This is a genomic window from Salinisphaera aquimarina (assembly GCF_042643355.1).
Taxonomy (GTDB): domain Bacteria; phylum Pseudomonadota; class Gammaproteobacteria; order Nevskiales; family Salinisphaeraceae; genus Salinisphaera; species Salinisphaera aquimarina.
The window spans coordinates 1-14,017 of record NZ_JBHRSS010000006.1; the positions used below are offsets into that span (position 1 = coordinate 1).

General features: G+C 61.6%; 13 protein-coding genes, 1 tRNA gene and 1 pseudogene. 1 reads left to right on the plus strand and 14 read right to left on the minus strand.

From position 1 onward, the window contains the following. The 12 genes and pseudogenes from ACFOSU_RS12685 to ACFOSU_RS12740 all read right to left on the minus strand — a co-directional run. Positions 1-100: pseudogene (locus ACFOSU_RS12685) on the minus strand (EtfB protein); the annotation flags it as partial. A gap of 57 nt (positions 101-157) precedes the next feature. Continuing rightward, complete coding sequence (locus ACFOSU_RS12690; RefSeq protein ID WP_380690183.1) at positions 158-952, minus strand: HpcH/HpaI aldolase/citrate lyase family protein; 795 nt, start codon at positions 950-952, stop codon at positions 158-160. 7 nt (positions 953-959) lie between these two features. After that, the gene (locus ACFOSU_RS12695) at positions 960-2,168 is read right to left on the minus strand and encodes an MFS transporter (protein ID WP_380690185.1); all 1,209 of its coding nucleotides are present in this window, start codon (positions 2,166-2,168) and stop codon (positions 960-962) included. Beyond that, positions 2,165-2,938: a GntR family transcriptional regulator gene (locus ACFOSU_RS12700; RefSeq protein WP_380690187.1), complete on the minus strand. Its 774-nt coding sequence runs from the start codon at positions 2,936-2,938 to the stop codon at positions 2,165-2,167. The genes ACFOSU_RS12695 and ACFOSU_RS12700 overlap by 4 nt, the downstream gene beginning before the upstream one ends. Further along, positions 2,935-4,125 (minus strand): CaiB/BaiF CoA transferase family protein, encoded by a 1,191-nt coding sequence (locus tag ACFOSU_RS12705; protein ID WP_380690189.1) that lies wholly within the window; start codon positions 4,123-4,125, stop codon positions 2,935-2,937. Before ACFOSU_RS12705 ends, ACFOSU_RS12700 begins: the two co-directional genes overlap by 4 nt. Then, positions 4,122-5,270, minus strand: coding sequence for an acyl-CoA dehydrogenase family protein (locus tag ACFOSU_RS12710; protein WP_380690191.1), 1,149 nt, complete (start codon positions 5,268-5,270; stop codon positions 4,122-4,124). Before ACFOSU_RS12710 ends, ACFOSU_RS12705 begins: the two co-directional genes overlap by 4 nt. Before the next feature lie 28 nt (positions 5,271-5,298). Beyond that, positions 5,299-6,690 carry an MmgE/PrpD family protein gene (locus ACFOSU_RS12715; protein ID WP_380690193.1) on the minus strand — a complete coding sequence of 464 codons (1,392 nt, stop codon included), beginning with the start codon at positions 6,688-6,690 and terminating at the stop codon, positions 5,299-5,301. A 25-nt stretch (positions 6,691-6,715) separates the two neighbouring features. Then, positions 6,716-7,984, minus strand: a complete 1,269-nt coding sequence (locus tag ACFOSU_RS12720; RefSeq protein ID WP_380690195.1) for a TRAP transporter large permease — start codon at positions 7,982-7,984, stop codon at positions 6,716-6,718. A 13-nt stretch (positions 7,985-7,997) separates the two neighbouring features. Continuing rightward, complete coding sequence (locus ACFOSU_RS12725) at positions 7,998-8,576, minus strand: TRAP transporter small permease (RefSeq protein WP_380690197.1); 579 nt, start codon at positions 8,574-8,576, stop codon at positions 7,998-8,000. A 48-nt stretch (positions 8,577-8,624) separates the two neighbouring features. Continuing rightward, a complete protein-coding gene (gene dctP / locus ACFOSU_RS12730; RefSeq protein WP_380690199.1) occupies positions 8,625-9,611 on the minus strand; it encodes a TRAP transporter substrate-binding protein DctP in 987 nt (328 codons plus the stop codon). A 32-nt stretch (positions 9,612-9,643) separates the two neighbouring features. Next, entirely contained in the window at positions 9,644-10,132 is a 489-nt protein-coding gene (locus ACFOSU_RS12735) for a MaoC family dehydratase (protein WP_380690201.1), read from the minus strand. Between the two features lie 917 nt (positions 10,133-11,049). Further along, positions 11,050-11,125 (minus strand) — tRNA-Ala (locus ACFOSU_RS12740). A 91-nt stretch (positions 11,126-11,216) separates the two neighbouring features. On the opposite strand from ACFOSU_RS12740, the gene ACFOSU_RS12745 reads away from it, so the two are divergent. Continuing rightward, on the plus strand, positions 11,217-11,909 hold the full coding sequence (locus tag ACFOSU_RS12745; protein ID WP_380690203.1) for a TIGR04282 family arsenosugar biosynthesis glycosyltransferase: 693 nt from the start codon (positions 11,217-11,219) through the stop codon (positions 11,907-11,909). Here the strand turns inward: ACFOSU_RS12745 and ACFOSU_RS12750 are convergent. Together ACFOSU_RS12750 and ACFOSU_RS12755 are read right to left on the minus strand one after the other, a co-directional pair. Further along, complete coding sequence (locus ACFOSU_RS12750) at positions 11,893-13,167, minus strand: M14 family zinc carboxypeptidase (protein ID WP_380690205.1); 1,275 nt, start codon at positions 13,165-13,167, stop codon at positions 11,893-11,895. The genes ACFOSU_RS12745 and ACFOSU_RS12750 overlap by 17 nt on opposite strands. A 7-nt stretch (positions 13,168-13,174) precedes the next feature. Then, positions 13,175-13,915: an LOG family protein gene (locus ACFOSU_RS12755; RefSeq protein ID WP_380690207.1), complete on the minus strand. Its 741-nt coding sequence runs from the start codon at positions 13,913-13,915 to the stop codon at positions 13,175-13,177. Between the last annotated feature and the right edge of the window lie 102 nt (positions 13,916-14,017).

The window sequence follows — 14,017 nt, forward strand, 5'->3', positions numbered from 1 at the left end:
TGTGCTTGACCCCGTTCTCGACGACGCCGCTGCCGTCCGGCTTGATCTGAATGCGCACGTTGTAGTCAATCGCGCGCTTGATGCTGACGAGTACTTTCATAGATGACCTTGTCGAATATCAGTTGCCAATTCAGTCAGTGATTTGCCAGGCAAAGTGCTAAACGCTCGCAACGATGCGGCGTGCGCGCTCAATCACTGGCTTGTCGATGATCTTGCCTTTGAACGTCGCGACACCGTTGGGCTGTGCGTCCAGGGCCGCGATCACCTCGTGGGCCCAGGTCACGTCGCTCTCCGACGGCAGGAAGCCGAGATTGACGGGTTCAACCTGGGCCGGATGGATACACAGCTTGCCGCCCATACCGACCCGCTTGGATGACTCGACGTCGCGCGCCACGGCGGCAGTGTCCTTGACCGCCAGGGTGACGCCGTCGATCGGCGATTCGATCCCCGCTGCACGGCTTTCGATCACCAGTTTCGAGCGGGTGTAGAGCAGTTCTTGCGCGTCCCCTTCGATGCCCGTATCGACCTGATAATCGACCGAGCCGAAGGCCAGTCTTTGCACCCCTTCGACGCGGGCGATATCGAGCGCGTTGCACAGGCCCGTTGCGGATTCGATCAGCGCGATCAACGGTATGTTCTGCGGCAAGCGGCTGGCCACCGCCTCGACCTGCGCGCGGCTGTCGGCCTTGGGCAGCATGACGCCTCGAATACCCGCCACCGAAAACAGCTCGCAGTCGTCGTCGAACCATTCGGTGTCGGTGCTATTGATTCGAACATACGCTTGCCCGCCGTCGCGCAGCCAGGTCTCGACGTGGCCGCGCGCCTGCGATTTCATGTCCGGAGAGACCGCATCCTCGAGATCGAGGACTACGACGTGAGCGCCCGAGGCACAGGCTTTGTCGAACCGTTCAGGGCGATTGCCGGGAACGAAAAGATAGGAGCGGTTGATCATGATCAGTTCAATTGTCGATGGATTGAGGATTGGAATGCTTTCCGGGCATACGTGAGAGCAGCAACAGACTGCCAAGCACGACTGTCGCTGAGATCAGCGCGAAACTGACCGTGTAGGTCCCCGTCAACGCGAGTGCAGCGCTGAAAATCGGCGGCCCGATGACTACGCCGAGATAGGTAAAGAACAGGGCGGCGCCGGTGATCCTGCCGACCTCTTCCACGCCGGACACTCGCGCCAGTTCGGACAGATAGACGCCGTTCCAGCCGATCGCGGTGGCGCCCAGCACGAACACGATGGCGGCGATGATCCACCATGGTGTGGACTGCGGCAGCAGACCGAGACTGACCGCGGTCCCGCCCATGGCCAGGGCGATACCGATCAGCACGGCGCGCGCGCTGATCGCAGTATCCACCAGCCAGCCCCAACCGATACGGCCGAGGATGCCGCCGGTCTGGGCGATCGACATGAACAGACCCGCAGCCAGCAGACTCATCTCGAATACACGCGACAGATAGGCCACGAGGAACGTCATCACACAAAGTTGCATGCAGCCGAAGAACAGCGAGCACCAGGCCAACTGCGAGGCCGCGCGATTGGCGCGCAGTGCCGACAGGGAGGTCATCGTACGACGCCAGGTGACCCGACGCTGGCGATCGAGCGACGTGTCGAAATCGCCGCGCCAGCGATTGAGAACGCCCGCGGCAATCAGACACAACGACGCCACGACACACACGGCGAAGCGCCAGCCGCCCAACGCAATGAGCAAGGGCAGCATGAGCCCGCCGGCAAGCGCCCCCAGCGGCACCCCCGTCTGCTTGACGGAAAACACCAGCCCGATGTGTCTGGGCGCACCCCCGATCATGAGCACCTTGGAGCCCGACGGCGTGACCGGGCCGTAGCCAAGGCCGATCAGCAGCGGCGCAAACGGCAGCAGAAATGTCTGGCCGAGCGCGACCAATGCGATCCCCGCCGCACACAGCAACAGGCTGATCTGAGTCACCCGAATCGGGCCGAAGCGTGCGATCAGATCCCCGCTGGACAGCGTCGATACCATGCCCGCCAGATACAGAAGCGCGATATAAACACCCAGCCATGCGTCGCTGCTCAATGACAGATCGGCCAGGGCCACCGGTGCCAGAACCGGCGGTGCGAAGGCGGCCAGGGCTGCGAGCGACTGGGCGACCAGCGTGATCGATAAACGCCCAGCGACCTTCACCGTGTCTTTCCGATCTTCTGAATCTCCAGTTGCTGGGACACCGAATAGGTGAAGCGCTCGCCGTGGTGAAGGCTCACCGCCACCTCGAGCAGCACGTCATCATCGGCATAGTATTTTCGGATCACTTTCAGGCCGGCCGATTTTTCCTCGACCTGCAGCCGCTCCGCGGCCTCCGAATCGATCGTGACCGCGCTGATCTGTTGATCGATACGCACGACCTTGAGCCGGTAACGCTGCTCCAGCACCTTGTAGATCGGCAGGTCATGACTCGACAGATCCGCCTCGAAAACCTGGTATTCGGGCGGCAGATAGACGTTGGTGATGGCGATCGGAACATTCTCGGTATTCAGATACCGCAGACCGGAAATATGCGTCCAGCGCGAGCCGACCGCGGTCTCGAGCAACTCGCTCAACGGCTCATCGACCACGATTTCTTCCTGTCCTCTGATCTCCAGTCGCACATCACGCACGTACTGCATCAGGTCCGTGATGCTGTTGCTCGCGTGGATGTAGCGGGAGCTGATTTCGGAGGAGATGACCTGCGTGCCGACGCCGGCCTTGCGTGAAATCAGCCCCACATCCTGAAGACGCCGGAACGCTTCGCGGATGGTATGACGGCTGACCGAAAACCGCTCACACAGTTCATTCTCCGTAGGCAGCATGGCGCCCTCCGGATAGTGGCCGTTCTGAATTTCACGCACCAGCGTCTGGGCAACCGCGCGATAGCGCGGCTGCCCGGAGAAGAAAAGCTCGTAGTCGTCGTCGCTCATATCACCTGCTTGTCTCGTAGGCTCTGGATCCAGCCCGTATCGTCACGAATCTTGCGCAGTTCGGCTTCCGTGTCTTCGCCCAGTCCGCTTGCCGCTTTCAACGGCGGCGGCGCGCCGTTGTACCGAATCGGGCTAGCCAGTGTCTTGATCGACCCGCGGCCCGCGTGTTCGGTCTCAACCGCCGTTCCGCGTTCGGTGGCGAACGGGCTGTCCAGTGCCTCGCCGACATCGTTCACCGGCGCCGCCGGCACCTGGCCGCCGAACTGCTCCAGCCAGTATGCGGTGTCGTGCTCGAGAAGCACCTCGTCGAGCAATTCCGTCAGCAGCGCGCGGTTGGCCAGCCGCTGGGTGAAATTGCAAAAGCGCTCGTCGTCGGCCCACTCCGGCTTGCCGATTCGCGCGGCCAGAACCTTCCAGAACTTTTCCTTGTTGCACATGATCAGGATCCAGCCATCCCGGGTCTTGTACAACTGGCTGGGCGTAAGCGACGGATGCGCGGAACGCGGATCGCGCCCCGTCACCACGTTCTCGTGCAGATACCAGGTGCCCAGATAGTTGAGATTGTTGATCGCAACATCGAACAGCGATACATCGATATCGCCGCCGATACCGGTCGCTCTGGCGCGCGAGATACCCGCCATCAGCCCGAGTGCGGCTGTGGTGCCCGTCATCATGTCGACGATGGACAATCCAAAACGGGCCGGCGGCTGCCCGGGCTCGCCGGTGAGCGACAGATAGCCGGCCTCGGCCTGCATCAGGTAGTCGTAGCCAGGCCAGGCTTTTCGCGAACCGGTACGGCCGTAGGCCGACAGATGTCCACACACGATCGCCGGATTCAACGCCTTGAGATCATCGTAGGTCAGGCCGAGCTTTTCGGGAATATCGCCGCGCAGATTGTCGAATACCGCATCCGCGCCCTTTACCATCTCGCGGAAGATTTCCTGGCCTTCATCGTCCTTGAGGTTGAGGGTGACGCTTTTCTTGTTGCGGTTGAACGACTGAAAGAACTGGCTATCGTTCTCGCCGAAGAAATACGGCCCGACGTGACGGCCGACATCGCCGCCGGTCGCCGGATTTTCGATCTTGATCACCTCGGCGCCGAGATCGGCGAGATACTGGGTGGCAAACGGGCCGGCGCCATACTGTTCGACCGCGATGATCCGAATATCTTCCAATGGACGTGTCATGTGCGACTCCGCTCGATGAGCTGTTTGGCGATGATGATCCGCTGCATTTCGTTGGTGCCTTCGCCGATGGCCAGCAACGGCGCGTCGCGATAGAGACGTTCGATATTGAATTCACGCGAATAACCGAAACCGCCGTGAATACGCATGGCCTCGAGAGAATTGTCGATCGCCGCCTCGCTGGCGAAATACTTGGCCATCCCCGCTTCCATGTCGCAGCGCTCGCCGCGATCGTAGGCTTTCGCGGCGTTTTCGGTCAGCAGACGCGCCGCGGTGACGCGCGTAGCCATCTCGCCGAGCTTCAACTGAATCGCCTGATGCTCGCAGATCGGTTTGCCGAAAGTCTTGCGGTCCTGCGAATACGACACCGACTCGTTCAACGCGGCCTGCGCCACGCCCACACCGCGAGCGGCGATGTTGATCCGCCCCAGTTCCAGGCCGGACAGGATCTGCTGCAGCCCACGTCCTTCAACGCCGCCGATCAGGCGATCGACCGGTACCCGGTAATCCGTGAACAGCAGTTCACAGGTATCAACGCCGCGGTAGCCCATTTTCTCGAGCTTGCGTGTCACCTCGAAGCCCTCGCCCTTTTCAGCGATCAACAGGCTCATGCCCTTGTGACGCGGTTCCGCGCTCTTGTCGGTCTTGACCAGCAACGCGATGCAGTTGCCGGTACCGCTGTTGGTGATCCACGTCTTGCTGCCGTTGACCACATAATCGTCGCCGTCGCGAACCGCGCCGGTACGAATAGCCTGCAGGTCCGTGCCGCAATCAGGTTCGGTCAAGCCGACCCCACCGCGCACCTCGCCGGTGGCGAATTTCGGCAGATAATGGGATTTCTGTTCCGGCGTGCCGTGGCGCTGCACGGTATTGGCCAGAATCGTGTGCGAGTTGATCACGCCGGAGAGCGACATCCAGACCTCGGACATATGCTCCATGATCTTGGCGTAGGTCGCGGTATCGAGGCCGAGACCGCCGTATTCGGTTGCGATCAGGCAGCCGAACAGGCCCATCTCCTTCATCTGCTCGACGATTTCCGTCGGATAGGTGTCACTGGCCTCGAGATCGTGTGCATAGGGGCGAACCTCGCCCTCGAGAAAACGGTCGACGGCTTCAATGATCGCTTCCTGATCCATCGCGTCAGTCATAGATATCTCCTGTTGTCTGCTAATCGAATCAAGCGGATGCGGTGGCGGCGTTGGCGAGCGCCCTGGCGAAATCGCGGCAGGAGACATCCGAGCGATCCAGCGTCTGGATGAACGCAAGAATTTCCTCGGTCTTTTCCGCCGACACCGGCCCCGCCATGTTCTTCCGGTATTTGGCCTCGACGTCCGCATTGCTCAGCGGCCGTTCCTTGTTGCCCCGGTTGATGTGCTCGCGATGGCTCAGCGTCGAGCCATCCTTGAGATGCACACACACTTCACCGGAATAAAAACGCGGGAAGTCGGCCTCGGGGTCCTGTTCATATTCAACGAGACTTGCGAGATTCAGACGCCGGCTATCACCCAGCGCCTCCGGCTCCAGATCCTTGAGCTGGAAATCCCCGGTAAGCAATCCGGTCGCCACCGCGTAGGGAATGCTGAACTGCGCCTCGTAGCTGTTCTTCGGTTTTTTCTTGCTTGCGACCGGCTCGCAAACGACGTTGACCACACCGGCGGGCACCTTGACCCGGACCTTTTCGATCGCATCGATCGAGGGGTTGTCCCGGCGCTGTATTTCCGCTGCCGCGTCGGCCGCGGCATGGGTGAAGTGGCAGGCAGGCAGCGGCTTGACGGCCACGCCCTCGATCTCCCAGGTCGTCCCCAGTCCACGGGTCGCCAGCGCGTGCTCTGAGTTTTCGTTCTGCGGGCCGAGATAACTGGCGTAGAGACCGTAGCGTCCTTCATAGGCCGCCCGCGGACCGATATACCCGTTTTTTGCCATGATGGCCGCGGTCACGGCCGCGCCGGCGGCCCAGCCTGGATGCATTCTCTTGGTCCAGGCCCCGTCTTCGAGGAATTCGAGGCTGCCCGACGCCATGCTCAGCGCGATGCCCTGGGCCATCTGTGTCTGCTCGACGCTCAGGCCGAGCAGCCGGCAGGCCGCCACGCTGCAACCGAAGATGCCGATCACGCCGGTGGGGTGAAATCCGGCCGCATGAAAACCACCCTTGGCGACAGCGCCCAGCCGGGTCGAGACTTCCATCGCCAGGACGTAGGCTTCAAGCATCTCTCGTGCCGAACTGCCGCATTTTTCTCCCAGGGCGAGTACGCAGGGAAAACTGCTGGCGGTCGCATGGATAACGCCCGCCGTATGGGTGTCGTCGAAATCCAGGCCGTGAACGAGGATGCCATTGAGCAACATCGCATCCCGCATGGTGGCCGTCTGATCGGAGCCGATCAGGCGATGATCGCCCGATCCGAAATCCGCAAGCGTGGCCATCGCCTTGTGCGCGAAGTCGTGCGTGCCGGACGCATGCGCGATGCCGATGGCGTCCAGAATCAGATATTTCGACCGCTCGACAATCGCGTCGGGCACCTGGGCGAGATCGAAGGCATGCGCGAACTCGGCGATATCTTTCGAAATCATTGCACTCTCCTCTTCCATGTTTTTTCTAAAGCAGTGCCAGCGACAGCGCCGGCACGAACGTGATGATCAGTAGCGCGACCAGCCGTATCGCATAGAACGGCAGCACGCCGCGGGCGACCTCGTGCACGGGCGTCTTGGCGATACCGCTCATCACGAAAAGATTCAGGCCGACCGGCGGCGTGATCGTCGCGATCTCCGAGTTCGCCACCATGATCACGGCGAAGTGAATGGGATCGACCCCGACCGTCTTGGCCAGCGGAAACAGCAGCGGCGCGGTCAGAACGACCAGCGCGACGCCGTCCAGGAACATGCCCAGCACCAGCAGCAATACATTGACGATCAGCAGGAACTGCCAGGCCGCCAGATCGAGAGACGTGATCAAGCTGATCAGATTGGCCGACACGCCCATGCGGGCCAGAATGAAGGCGACGAGGCTGCCGCCCATCACGACCGCGAAGATCATGGTGGTCTGCAGCAGCGAGTTGCGTGCTGCGTCCCACAGATCGCCTGCACGAACGCTTCGGTAGACGAAGACACACAGGAACGCGGCGTAGGCCGCGGCGAAGGCTGACACCTCCGTCGGCGTCAGATAGCCGCCGTAGATACTGCCGATAATCAGCACCGGCATCATCAACGCCGCAAACGCGCCTGGCAGTCGTTGTCCGAAGCCCTTGAAGTCCGGGGCGGCCGCGATCTCGCCGTACTGATGCTTCCACGACAGATAGGCCACGGTGCACAACAAACAGGTGGCTTCCAGCAAGGCGGGCAATATTCCGGCCACGAACAACTGGTCCACCGGCAGACCGACAATCGATCCGATCAGAATGAAGCTCAGCGACGGCGGAATCATGATGCCGAGCGTGCCGCCCACGGCCACGATGCCGGCCGCGAAGTGGGTCGGATAGCGTTCTTTCTTGAGCCCATCGATGGTTGCCACGCCGATGGCAGCCGCCGAGCCCACTGAACTGCCGGACACGGCCGCGAAGAACACACTGGAGAGCATCACCGTGATCGCCAGACCGCCCCGCACCGAACGCACGAGACTGCCGATGAGGTCGATCATGAGCTTGGCCAGATCGCCCTTCATCATGAGATTGCCGGCCAGCACGAACATCGGGATCGCCAGCATCGGATAGCTGTTGACCGACTTGAAAGCCGTCTGGGCGATCACCGTGGCCGGCACGCCGGCCACGGTCAGAACGAGTCCGGCCGTTACCAGGCCCAGGACCACGGCGACATGAGTACCGATCGCCAGCAGTACCAGCATCAGGCATAGCGCAATTACTATAGTCATGGCTGCCCCCGCCTCAGGACCGATCCGACGAGGTGACGTCGTCGGTCATGTCCAATGCGGTGTCGTCGTGAGAATTGACGAACGCCTCGTGGCCGCTGAGCACACGCATGAGGCCGTGCAGATAGAACAGCCCCCACAGAAATGCGCCCACCGGCAGTACCAGGAACAGCACCCATAGCGGCAGATTCAGCGATGAATCGGTGAGCATGCCCAACGAGTGGTAGCGCTCGATCTGCGGTATGGCGGCGTAGATCAGCATGCCGCAGAACACCATGCCCAGCAGGCAGGCAACCGCGCTGGCAACCCGCCGCAACGGCGTCCAAAGATGCTCAACCACCAGGTCGGTACGAATATGCTGACCGGCATGACCCGCGCATCCCAGCGTGAGAAAGAATGCCCACAGCACCAGATAGCGCACCGATTCCTCGGCCCAGAAGAAGCTGGTATCGAAAAAGGTCCGACCGATGCCTTCCATGAGCATGATCGCGGTGGCGGCGAGCAGCATTATCGTCGCCACCGACAGGACATATTTCTTCTCGAAACGTGCGTACGATTCGAACAGCTTGAGCACAATATTGCGATCTTTGGACATACCGATCCCATGGATGAAATCTGAAGACGATAGAAACGGGCCCGACGTTTACTGACAGGCCGAATCGAGTGCCTTGAATTTCTCCACGACGCCGGGATGATCCGCGTCGAAACGATCGATGACCGGCTGCATCTTGTCGCGCCAGCGCTGGATCTCAGCGTCATCGGCGACGGTATAGGTGGAGCCCTTGGACTCCATCTCCTCGATGAGCTTCTGGTCCTTCTTGACCGTCGACGTCCACTGGTCGTCGGCGATATCCTCAACGCTGTTACGCACAATGGCGGCGTCCTTGTCACTCAGCGCGTCGAACCAGCCCTTGTCCACGACCACGGCATAGGTCGCCAGTTCGAAACCCGGCACATAGAAGCCGTACTGTGCCGACGTGCCCAGCATGTCGGCCCAGCCCGCTGCGGAACTCAAGACACCATCGATAGTGCCCTGCGCCAGGGCCGTACTCATTTCCGAAGCCGCCATCGAGATCGGGTTGGCGCCGGTAGCCTGCATGGTGGCCAGATAGACCTTGCCGCCGATAACACGGACCTTGACGCCATGCATGTCCTGCAGGCTGTCGATGTTCTTGTCACCGAACAGGAAGATGAGGTCGGCGGCCCTGAGCAGCGTCAGCACCTTGAGATTGCGCTTGTCGACGAACGAGGTCAGCAGGTCCGATACCTGCTGGCGATAGCAGGCCTTCTGCATATCCGCCGTCTTGAGCGTGAACGGCAGACTCAGCACACCCGCACGCTGGTCAATGGTTTCCAGCCGAACGGATACCGGCCAGACCATCTGAACCGCCCCCGTGCCCAGCGCAGCAAGCGCGTCCTGATCGCTATAGATCTGGCCCGAAGGGAAGACGATCGGATTGATCTCACCGTCGGTCTTTTTCTTGATCGCTTCACCGACCTCCTTCATGTACTGCGTCTTCCAGTGCGAGGTGGCGACTTCGTTGGTCATGACCATGTCGGTCGCCGATGCCGTCTGTACGACGGTCAGCAACAGGGCCATGAGAATCATTCTTTTAGCAGTGTTGTACATCCTGTTATCTCCTCAGGGTTTTCTTATCTGAATCAATCGTCGACTGCATGGCCCTTCTTGGGTATCAACGACGACCGTTCGAATGTGAGAAAGACGGTTCCGTCTTCCTTGATGCCCGTGGTCTGGGTGACCACGATGCCCTGAGTCGGACGCGACTTTGATTCGCGCTTGCTCAGAACTTTTGTCTCGGCGTAAATGGTGTCGCCCGGGAATACCGGTGCGGTGAGCTTGATCTCGTTCCAACCGAGATTGGCAATGGCCTTGCCACTGACATCACCGACCGTCATGCCCAGAACCATCGCCAGCGTCAGGCCACTGTTGACCAGATTGTTGCCGAACTCGCTGGCGCGGCCGTAGGAGGCATCGCAGTGCATCGGGTGGTTATTCAACGTGAGCAGCGAAAAGTGGATGTTGTCGGTCTCGGTGATCGTGCGGCCGGGCCGGTGCTCGTAGATATCGCCGACGTTCATCTCGTCGTAGTAACGACCGATCTGCTGACGCTGTCTGTTTTCCTCACTCATGCGATGACTGCTCCTTTGTTTGTATGCGACTTCGTCCGGTGCCGCCGTGCACCCGGCTTGGGCGACCCGCGGACACATCGGCGCATGGCTATTTGTACGTTTGTCCGGACAAATTAAATTGCGATACGGCTGCTGTCAACAAAAATGACCGACAGAGCCTCCACGGCACATGCCTGGAATGGATCTAGTCGCTTGAACAATGGAGGGTTCAACAGTGGAAGGACGCAGCACTCGCCCCTAGCCACAAGCACGAGCCGCACGCGTCTCGACGCAGTTCGGCGCCAATCGGCTCTACTAATACAGTGGCCAACCGTGCTCACGCAGCCGGGTGGTCGAACGCCCACGATGCATGGCTTGGCGCAGGTAGTACCGCAGCGCCTGCCACGCGCTGAATACAGCATCGCCACTTCGGAGAGTGGCGTCGGCCACGCGGCGGTGATTGCCTGTAGCCACGTGGTGGTCACGATTCCAGCCTCAACCACCGAACATCCGGCTGTCGGCGCTGTTTCGTCTGCCTCAATTGGGTTTGATACGCCGTATCGGCTGCCCGTCCCGGGTTCCTTCAACTGGGCGGAGTCCCTGTATGCTGCTGCCCCACGACACCGGGCCACCACACAATCGGCCGGCAATGTTCTGCCAGGCGCCGGGCGCGGCTAGCGAGCTGTGCCTCGTCGGGCAAACTCCCGCTCGATCGCTTCGGGAGATCATCGGCCGGACACCAGTGTGGGTGCTGAACGGGCTGCGAGTCGTCCAGACCCGGGAGTGGAGTATCGGTTGCCGACCATCACGCCCGTCACCCCAACCCCGTGCCCCGGATACCGGCGGATCGCAATCGACGCCATGGAAAGTCACAGGCATAAAAAAGCCCGACAGCGCCAGGCTGATCGGGCTTCTTGGGATCACTTAAGACCCTGTCGTGGTGGAGCCGGGCGGAATCGAACCGCCGACCTTCGCATTGCGAACGCGACGCTCTCCCAACTGAGCTACGGCCCCGTGTTTTTGCCCGTCTGGTGACGCGCGAGCGGCGTATGATAGCAGGCTTATGTCTGTTGCCAACCCCCCGCCGACCGTAGCGCGCAAATCCATGCCTGGAGAAGGTATCGGGCTGTTGATTTTCGCCAAGGCCCCCGAGCCGGGCCGTTGCAAGACACGTCTGGCGCGCCGTTGCGGTAACCGCCGCGCGGCCCGTCTGTATCGGGCCATGCTCGAAAACGCCGTGGCGAGCGCCAGGCAGCAGTTCTCCGGGTATATCGCGCTGCTGTGCGCACCGGATATCCGTCATCCCTTCTTCAAGCGGCTGGCGCGTCGTTACGACCTCCACCTCGTTCGCCAGGCACGCGGTGACCTCGGCGAACGCATGCAACGCGGCGCCCACCAGGGCCTGCGCGATCACAGCCGTATCGTGCTGATGGGCAGCGATCAGCCGGCGCTGGACGACGATTGGCTGGCGCAGGCGCACGACGCGCTGGGCGACGAGCACAGCGCCTGGCTCGCGCCGACACACGACGGCGGCTACTGGGCGATCGGACTGCGGCGCAGCGAGCCGCGCTTGTTTCGCGGGCCGCACTGGAGCACGCCGCGGGTGGCAGGCAAGACGATGCAACGCATGCGGGCGCTGAATCTGGATCACACGACGTTCGCCACCCGTCGCGACGTCGACGAGTGGCGCGACTGGAAGACGCTCAGCCCATGCCTGCGTGCCAGGCTGGCACGCGCTGCGGTGATGCCCGGCGTTGCCGGCCCAGGCGGCGCCGGATCTTTCAGCCGGCGTCGTTAGACGTGTTCACCTTGGCCTGACGCACGTTACGGAAATACCGGTCGAGCCAGTTGTTCAGATCCGCCCACATCTGCTGGACTTCCGCCTCGGCCGGCGGCTCATTGGCGTCGTTGAGCTCGACCGTGATGACCGGAATGCCACGCATATGCGAGGCGAAATTACCGAGCGAACCCGGATAGACGCCGAGCCGATGCAGATTCAGGCGGCCCAGCTTCTGGGGCGGCGGGAACTCGCCGTCATAGTCGAGCACGCCGTAGGGGGCATGCAGGGAAATGATGACATTGGGTTTGAACTTGCCGATTTCGTCGGCCAGCCAGCGGTTCTCGGGTTCGCTGCCCGCGCTCTCGCCCGGGAAACGGCGTTTCTCGAAGCCGACCCGGCGCCAGTAATCGCGCGATTCCTTGGCCCAGCCCGTCGTCGGCAGATTCCGGTTGAGATCCACGCCGTTGGCATTCACGCGCGTCGCCGGACTGTGCAAGGCGCCATCCGGGTTCAACGTCGGCACGACGTTCCACTCGTAGTTCGTGCCGTTGCTGGCCATCAGCTTGATCCAGCTGAACGCGGTCGCGATGGAACTGGGTTCGTCGCCGTGGGTCGCGCTGATCAGCAGCACCCGGCCTTGCGCGGGTCGGGACGTAGCCGGGATATCGCCCACGATCATGGGGCGGCCGTCGACCGAGCGGTGACCGGTGTCCTTGAACGCGCCTGTCATGCAATCGTCGGTGGAGACAGCGTCAACGTGCGCGACGAGTTCCTTGCACCAACCGGCTACCGACTCGCTCGGCGCCGAGCGGGCAAACGCGCTCGGCATGGGCACCAGGCCCTGTGCTCCGGCCAGTTTCACGCCGGGCATGAACGGCGTCTTGCCGGAGGTATCTTCGGGCTTGCGAGCAACGCCTGACTCATCAGGCGCCGATGCGCTTTCGGACGCGGCGACACTCTTGTCGCCGGCGGCGCCGGTTTCAATTCGGGTATCCGGCGACGATTTGACGACCGTCTCGCTGTCGGCCGTCTCTTGCCGGGTCATGCCGGCGTCGGGCCGGGGCTGGCTGGAGTCGCTCGACTGCTCGGCGACCGTCGACGGCGCCTGGCCATCGGCTACCGGCGACCGGCTGTCACCGCCACCGGAAAAATAAGCAGTGACAAGAACCGCCACCATCGCCACCAGCGCCATGCTGGCGATCCAGCCGGCGATCAGTACGCGCGTATCCGATCCGCCGAACGCGTGCCCCTGGGGTTTGAAAGATCCGTTTGCCATGGTTTGTTCAGCCGTGCAGGCTTTGCGCGGTCGCGGTGTCTTCCGCAAGCGCGTCGGTGAGGAAATGGTAGGCGTCATCGACGGAATTAGCGGTGTAGAACAGATCCACGTCGGTTTCGGAGATGAGACCCAGTTCCACGAACACGTCGAAGTTGATCAGTCGGCTCCAGAAATCCTTGCCATAGAGTACCACCGGTATGCGCGGTTGCTTGCCGGTCTGGATAAGCGTGAGCATTTCGAACAGCTCGTCCATGGTGCCAAAGCCACCCGGAAAAATGATCAACGCCTTGGCGACGTTCATGAACCAGAACTTGCGCATGAAGAAGTAGTGGAAATCGAAGTTCAGGGCATCGCTGATATAGGCGTTGCTGCCCTGCTCGTGCGGCAACTCGATGTTGTAGCCCATCGACAACTCGCGGTTGACGTCCGCCGCACCGCGATTGGCCGCTTCCATGATGCCCGGGCCACCGCCGGTACAGACATAGTAGTGCTCGTCGTCGGCATGACTGTCCATAGTCCAGCGCGTCATGCGGGCAGCCAGCTCGCGTGCCTGGGCATAAAAATCGACCGAATCGTCGACCGGATCCGGGCCGTGCGGTTTCAGGCGGGCCGAGCCCCAGAAGATCAACGCCCGGTGGACATTCAATCGGGACAGGCGCTCGCGCGGCTCGATGTATTCGGATAGCAGGCGCAGCGGCCGCGCCTCTTCGCCGAGCATGAACTCGGCGTCGTTGTAGGCCTTGGTCATTAGAATCCCGTTGAAAACGAATCGATGCGTGCCATGTCCGGCGCCCGCGCAAGTATATCAGCGCCTGTGTCATGAAAAAGTCGGCCGCTGCGGGCGTTTATT

Coding starts and splice junctions, on each gene's coding strand:
- ACFOSU_RS12725 (WP_380690197.1), bottom strand. CDS start 8,576: ATGTCCAAAGATCGCAATATTGTGCTCAAGCTGTTCGAATCGTACGCA.
- ACFOSU_RS12700 (WP_380690187.1), bottom strand. CDS start 2,938: ATGAGCGACGACGACTACGAGCTTTTCTTCTCCGGGCAGCCGCGCTAT.
- ACFOSU_RS12745 (WP_380690203.1), top strand. CDS start 11,217: ATGCCTGGAGAAGGTATCGGGCTGTTGATTTTCGCCAAGGCCCCCGAG.
- ACFOSU_RS12690 (WP_380690183.1), bottom strand. CDS start 952: ATGATCAACCGCTCCTATCTTTTCGTTCCCGGCAATCGCCCTGAACGG.
- ACFOSU_RS12720 (WP_380690195.1), bottom strand. CDS start 7,984: ATGACTATAGTAATTGCGCTATGCCTGATGCTGGTACTGCTGGCGATC.
- ACFOSU_RS12755 (WP_380690207.1), bottom strand. CDS start 13,915: ATGACCAAGGCCTACAACGACGCCGAGTTCATGCTCGGCGAAGAGGCG.
- ACFOSU_RS12710 (WP_380690191.1), bottom strand. CDS start 5,270: ATGACTGACGCGATGGATCAGGAAGCGATCATTGAAGCCGTCGACCGT.
- dctP (WP_380690199.1), bottom strand. CDS start 9,611: ATGTACAACACTGCTAAAAGAATGATTCTCATGGCCCTGTTGCTGACC.
- ACFOSU_RS12735 (WP_380690201.1), bottom strand. CDS start 10,132: ATGAGTGAGGAAAACAGACAGCGTCAGCAGATCGGTCGTTACTACGAC.
- ACFOSU_RS12705 (WP_380690189.1), bottom strand. CDS start 4,125: ATGACACGTCCATTGGAAGATATTCGGATCATCGCGGTCGAACAGTAT.
- ACFOSU_RS12750 (WP_380690205.1), bottom strand. CDS start 13,167: ATGGCAAACGGATCTTTCAAACCCCAGGGGCACGCGTTCGGCGGATCG.
- ACFOSU_RS12715 (WP_380690193.1), bottom strand. CDS start 6,690: ATGATTTCGAAAGATATCGCCGAGTTCGCGCATGCCTTCGATCTCGCC.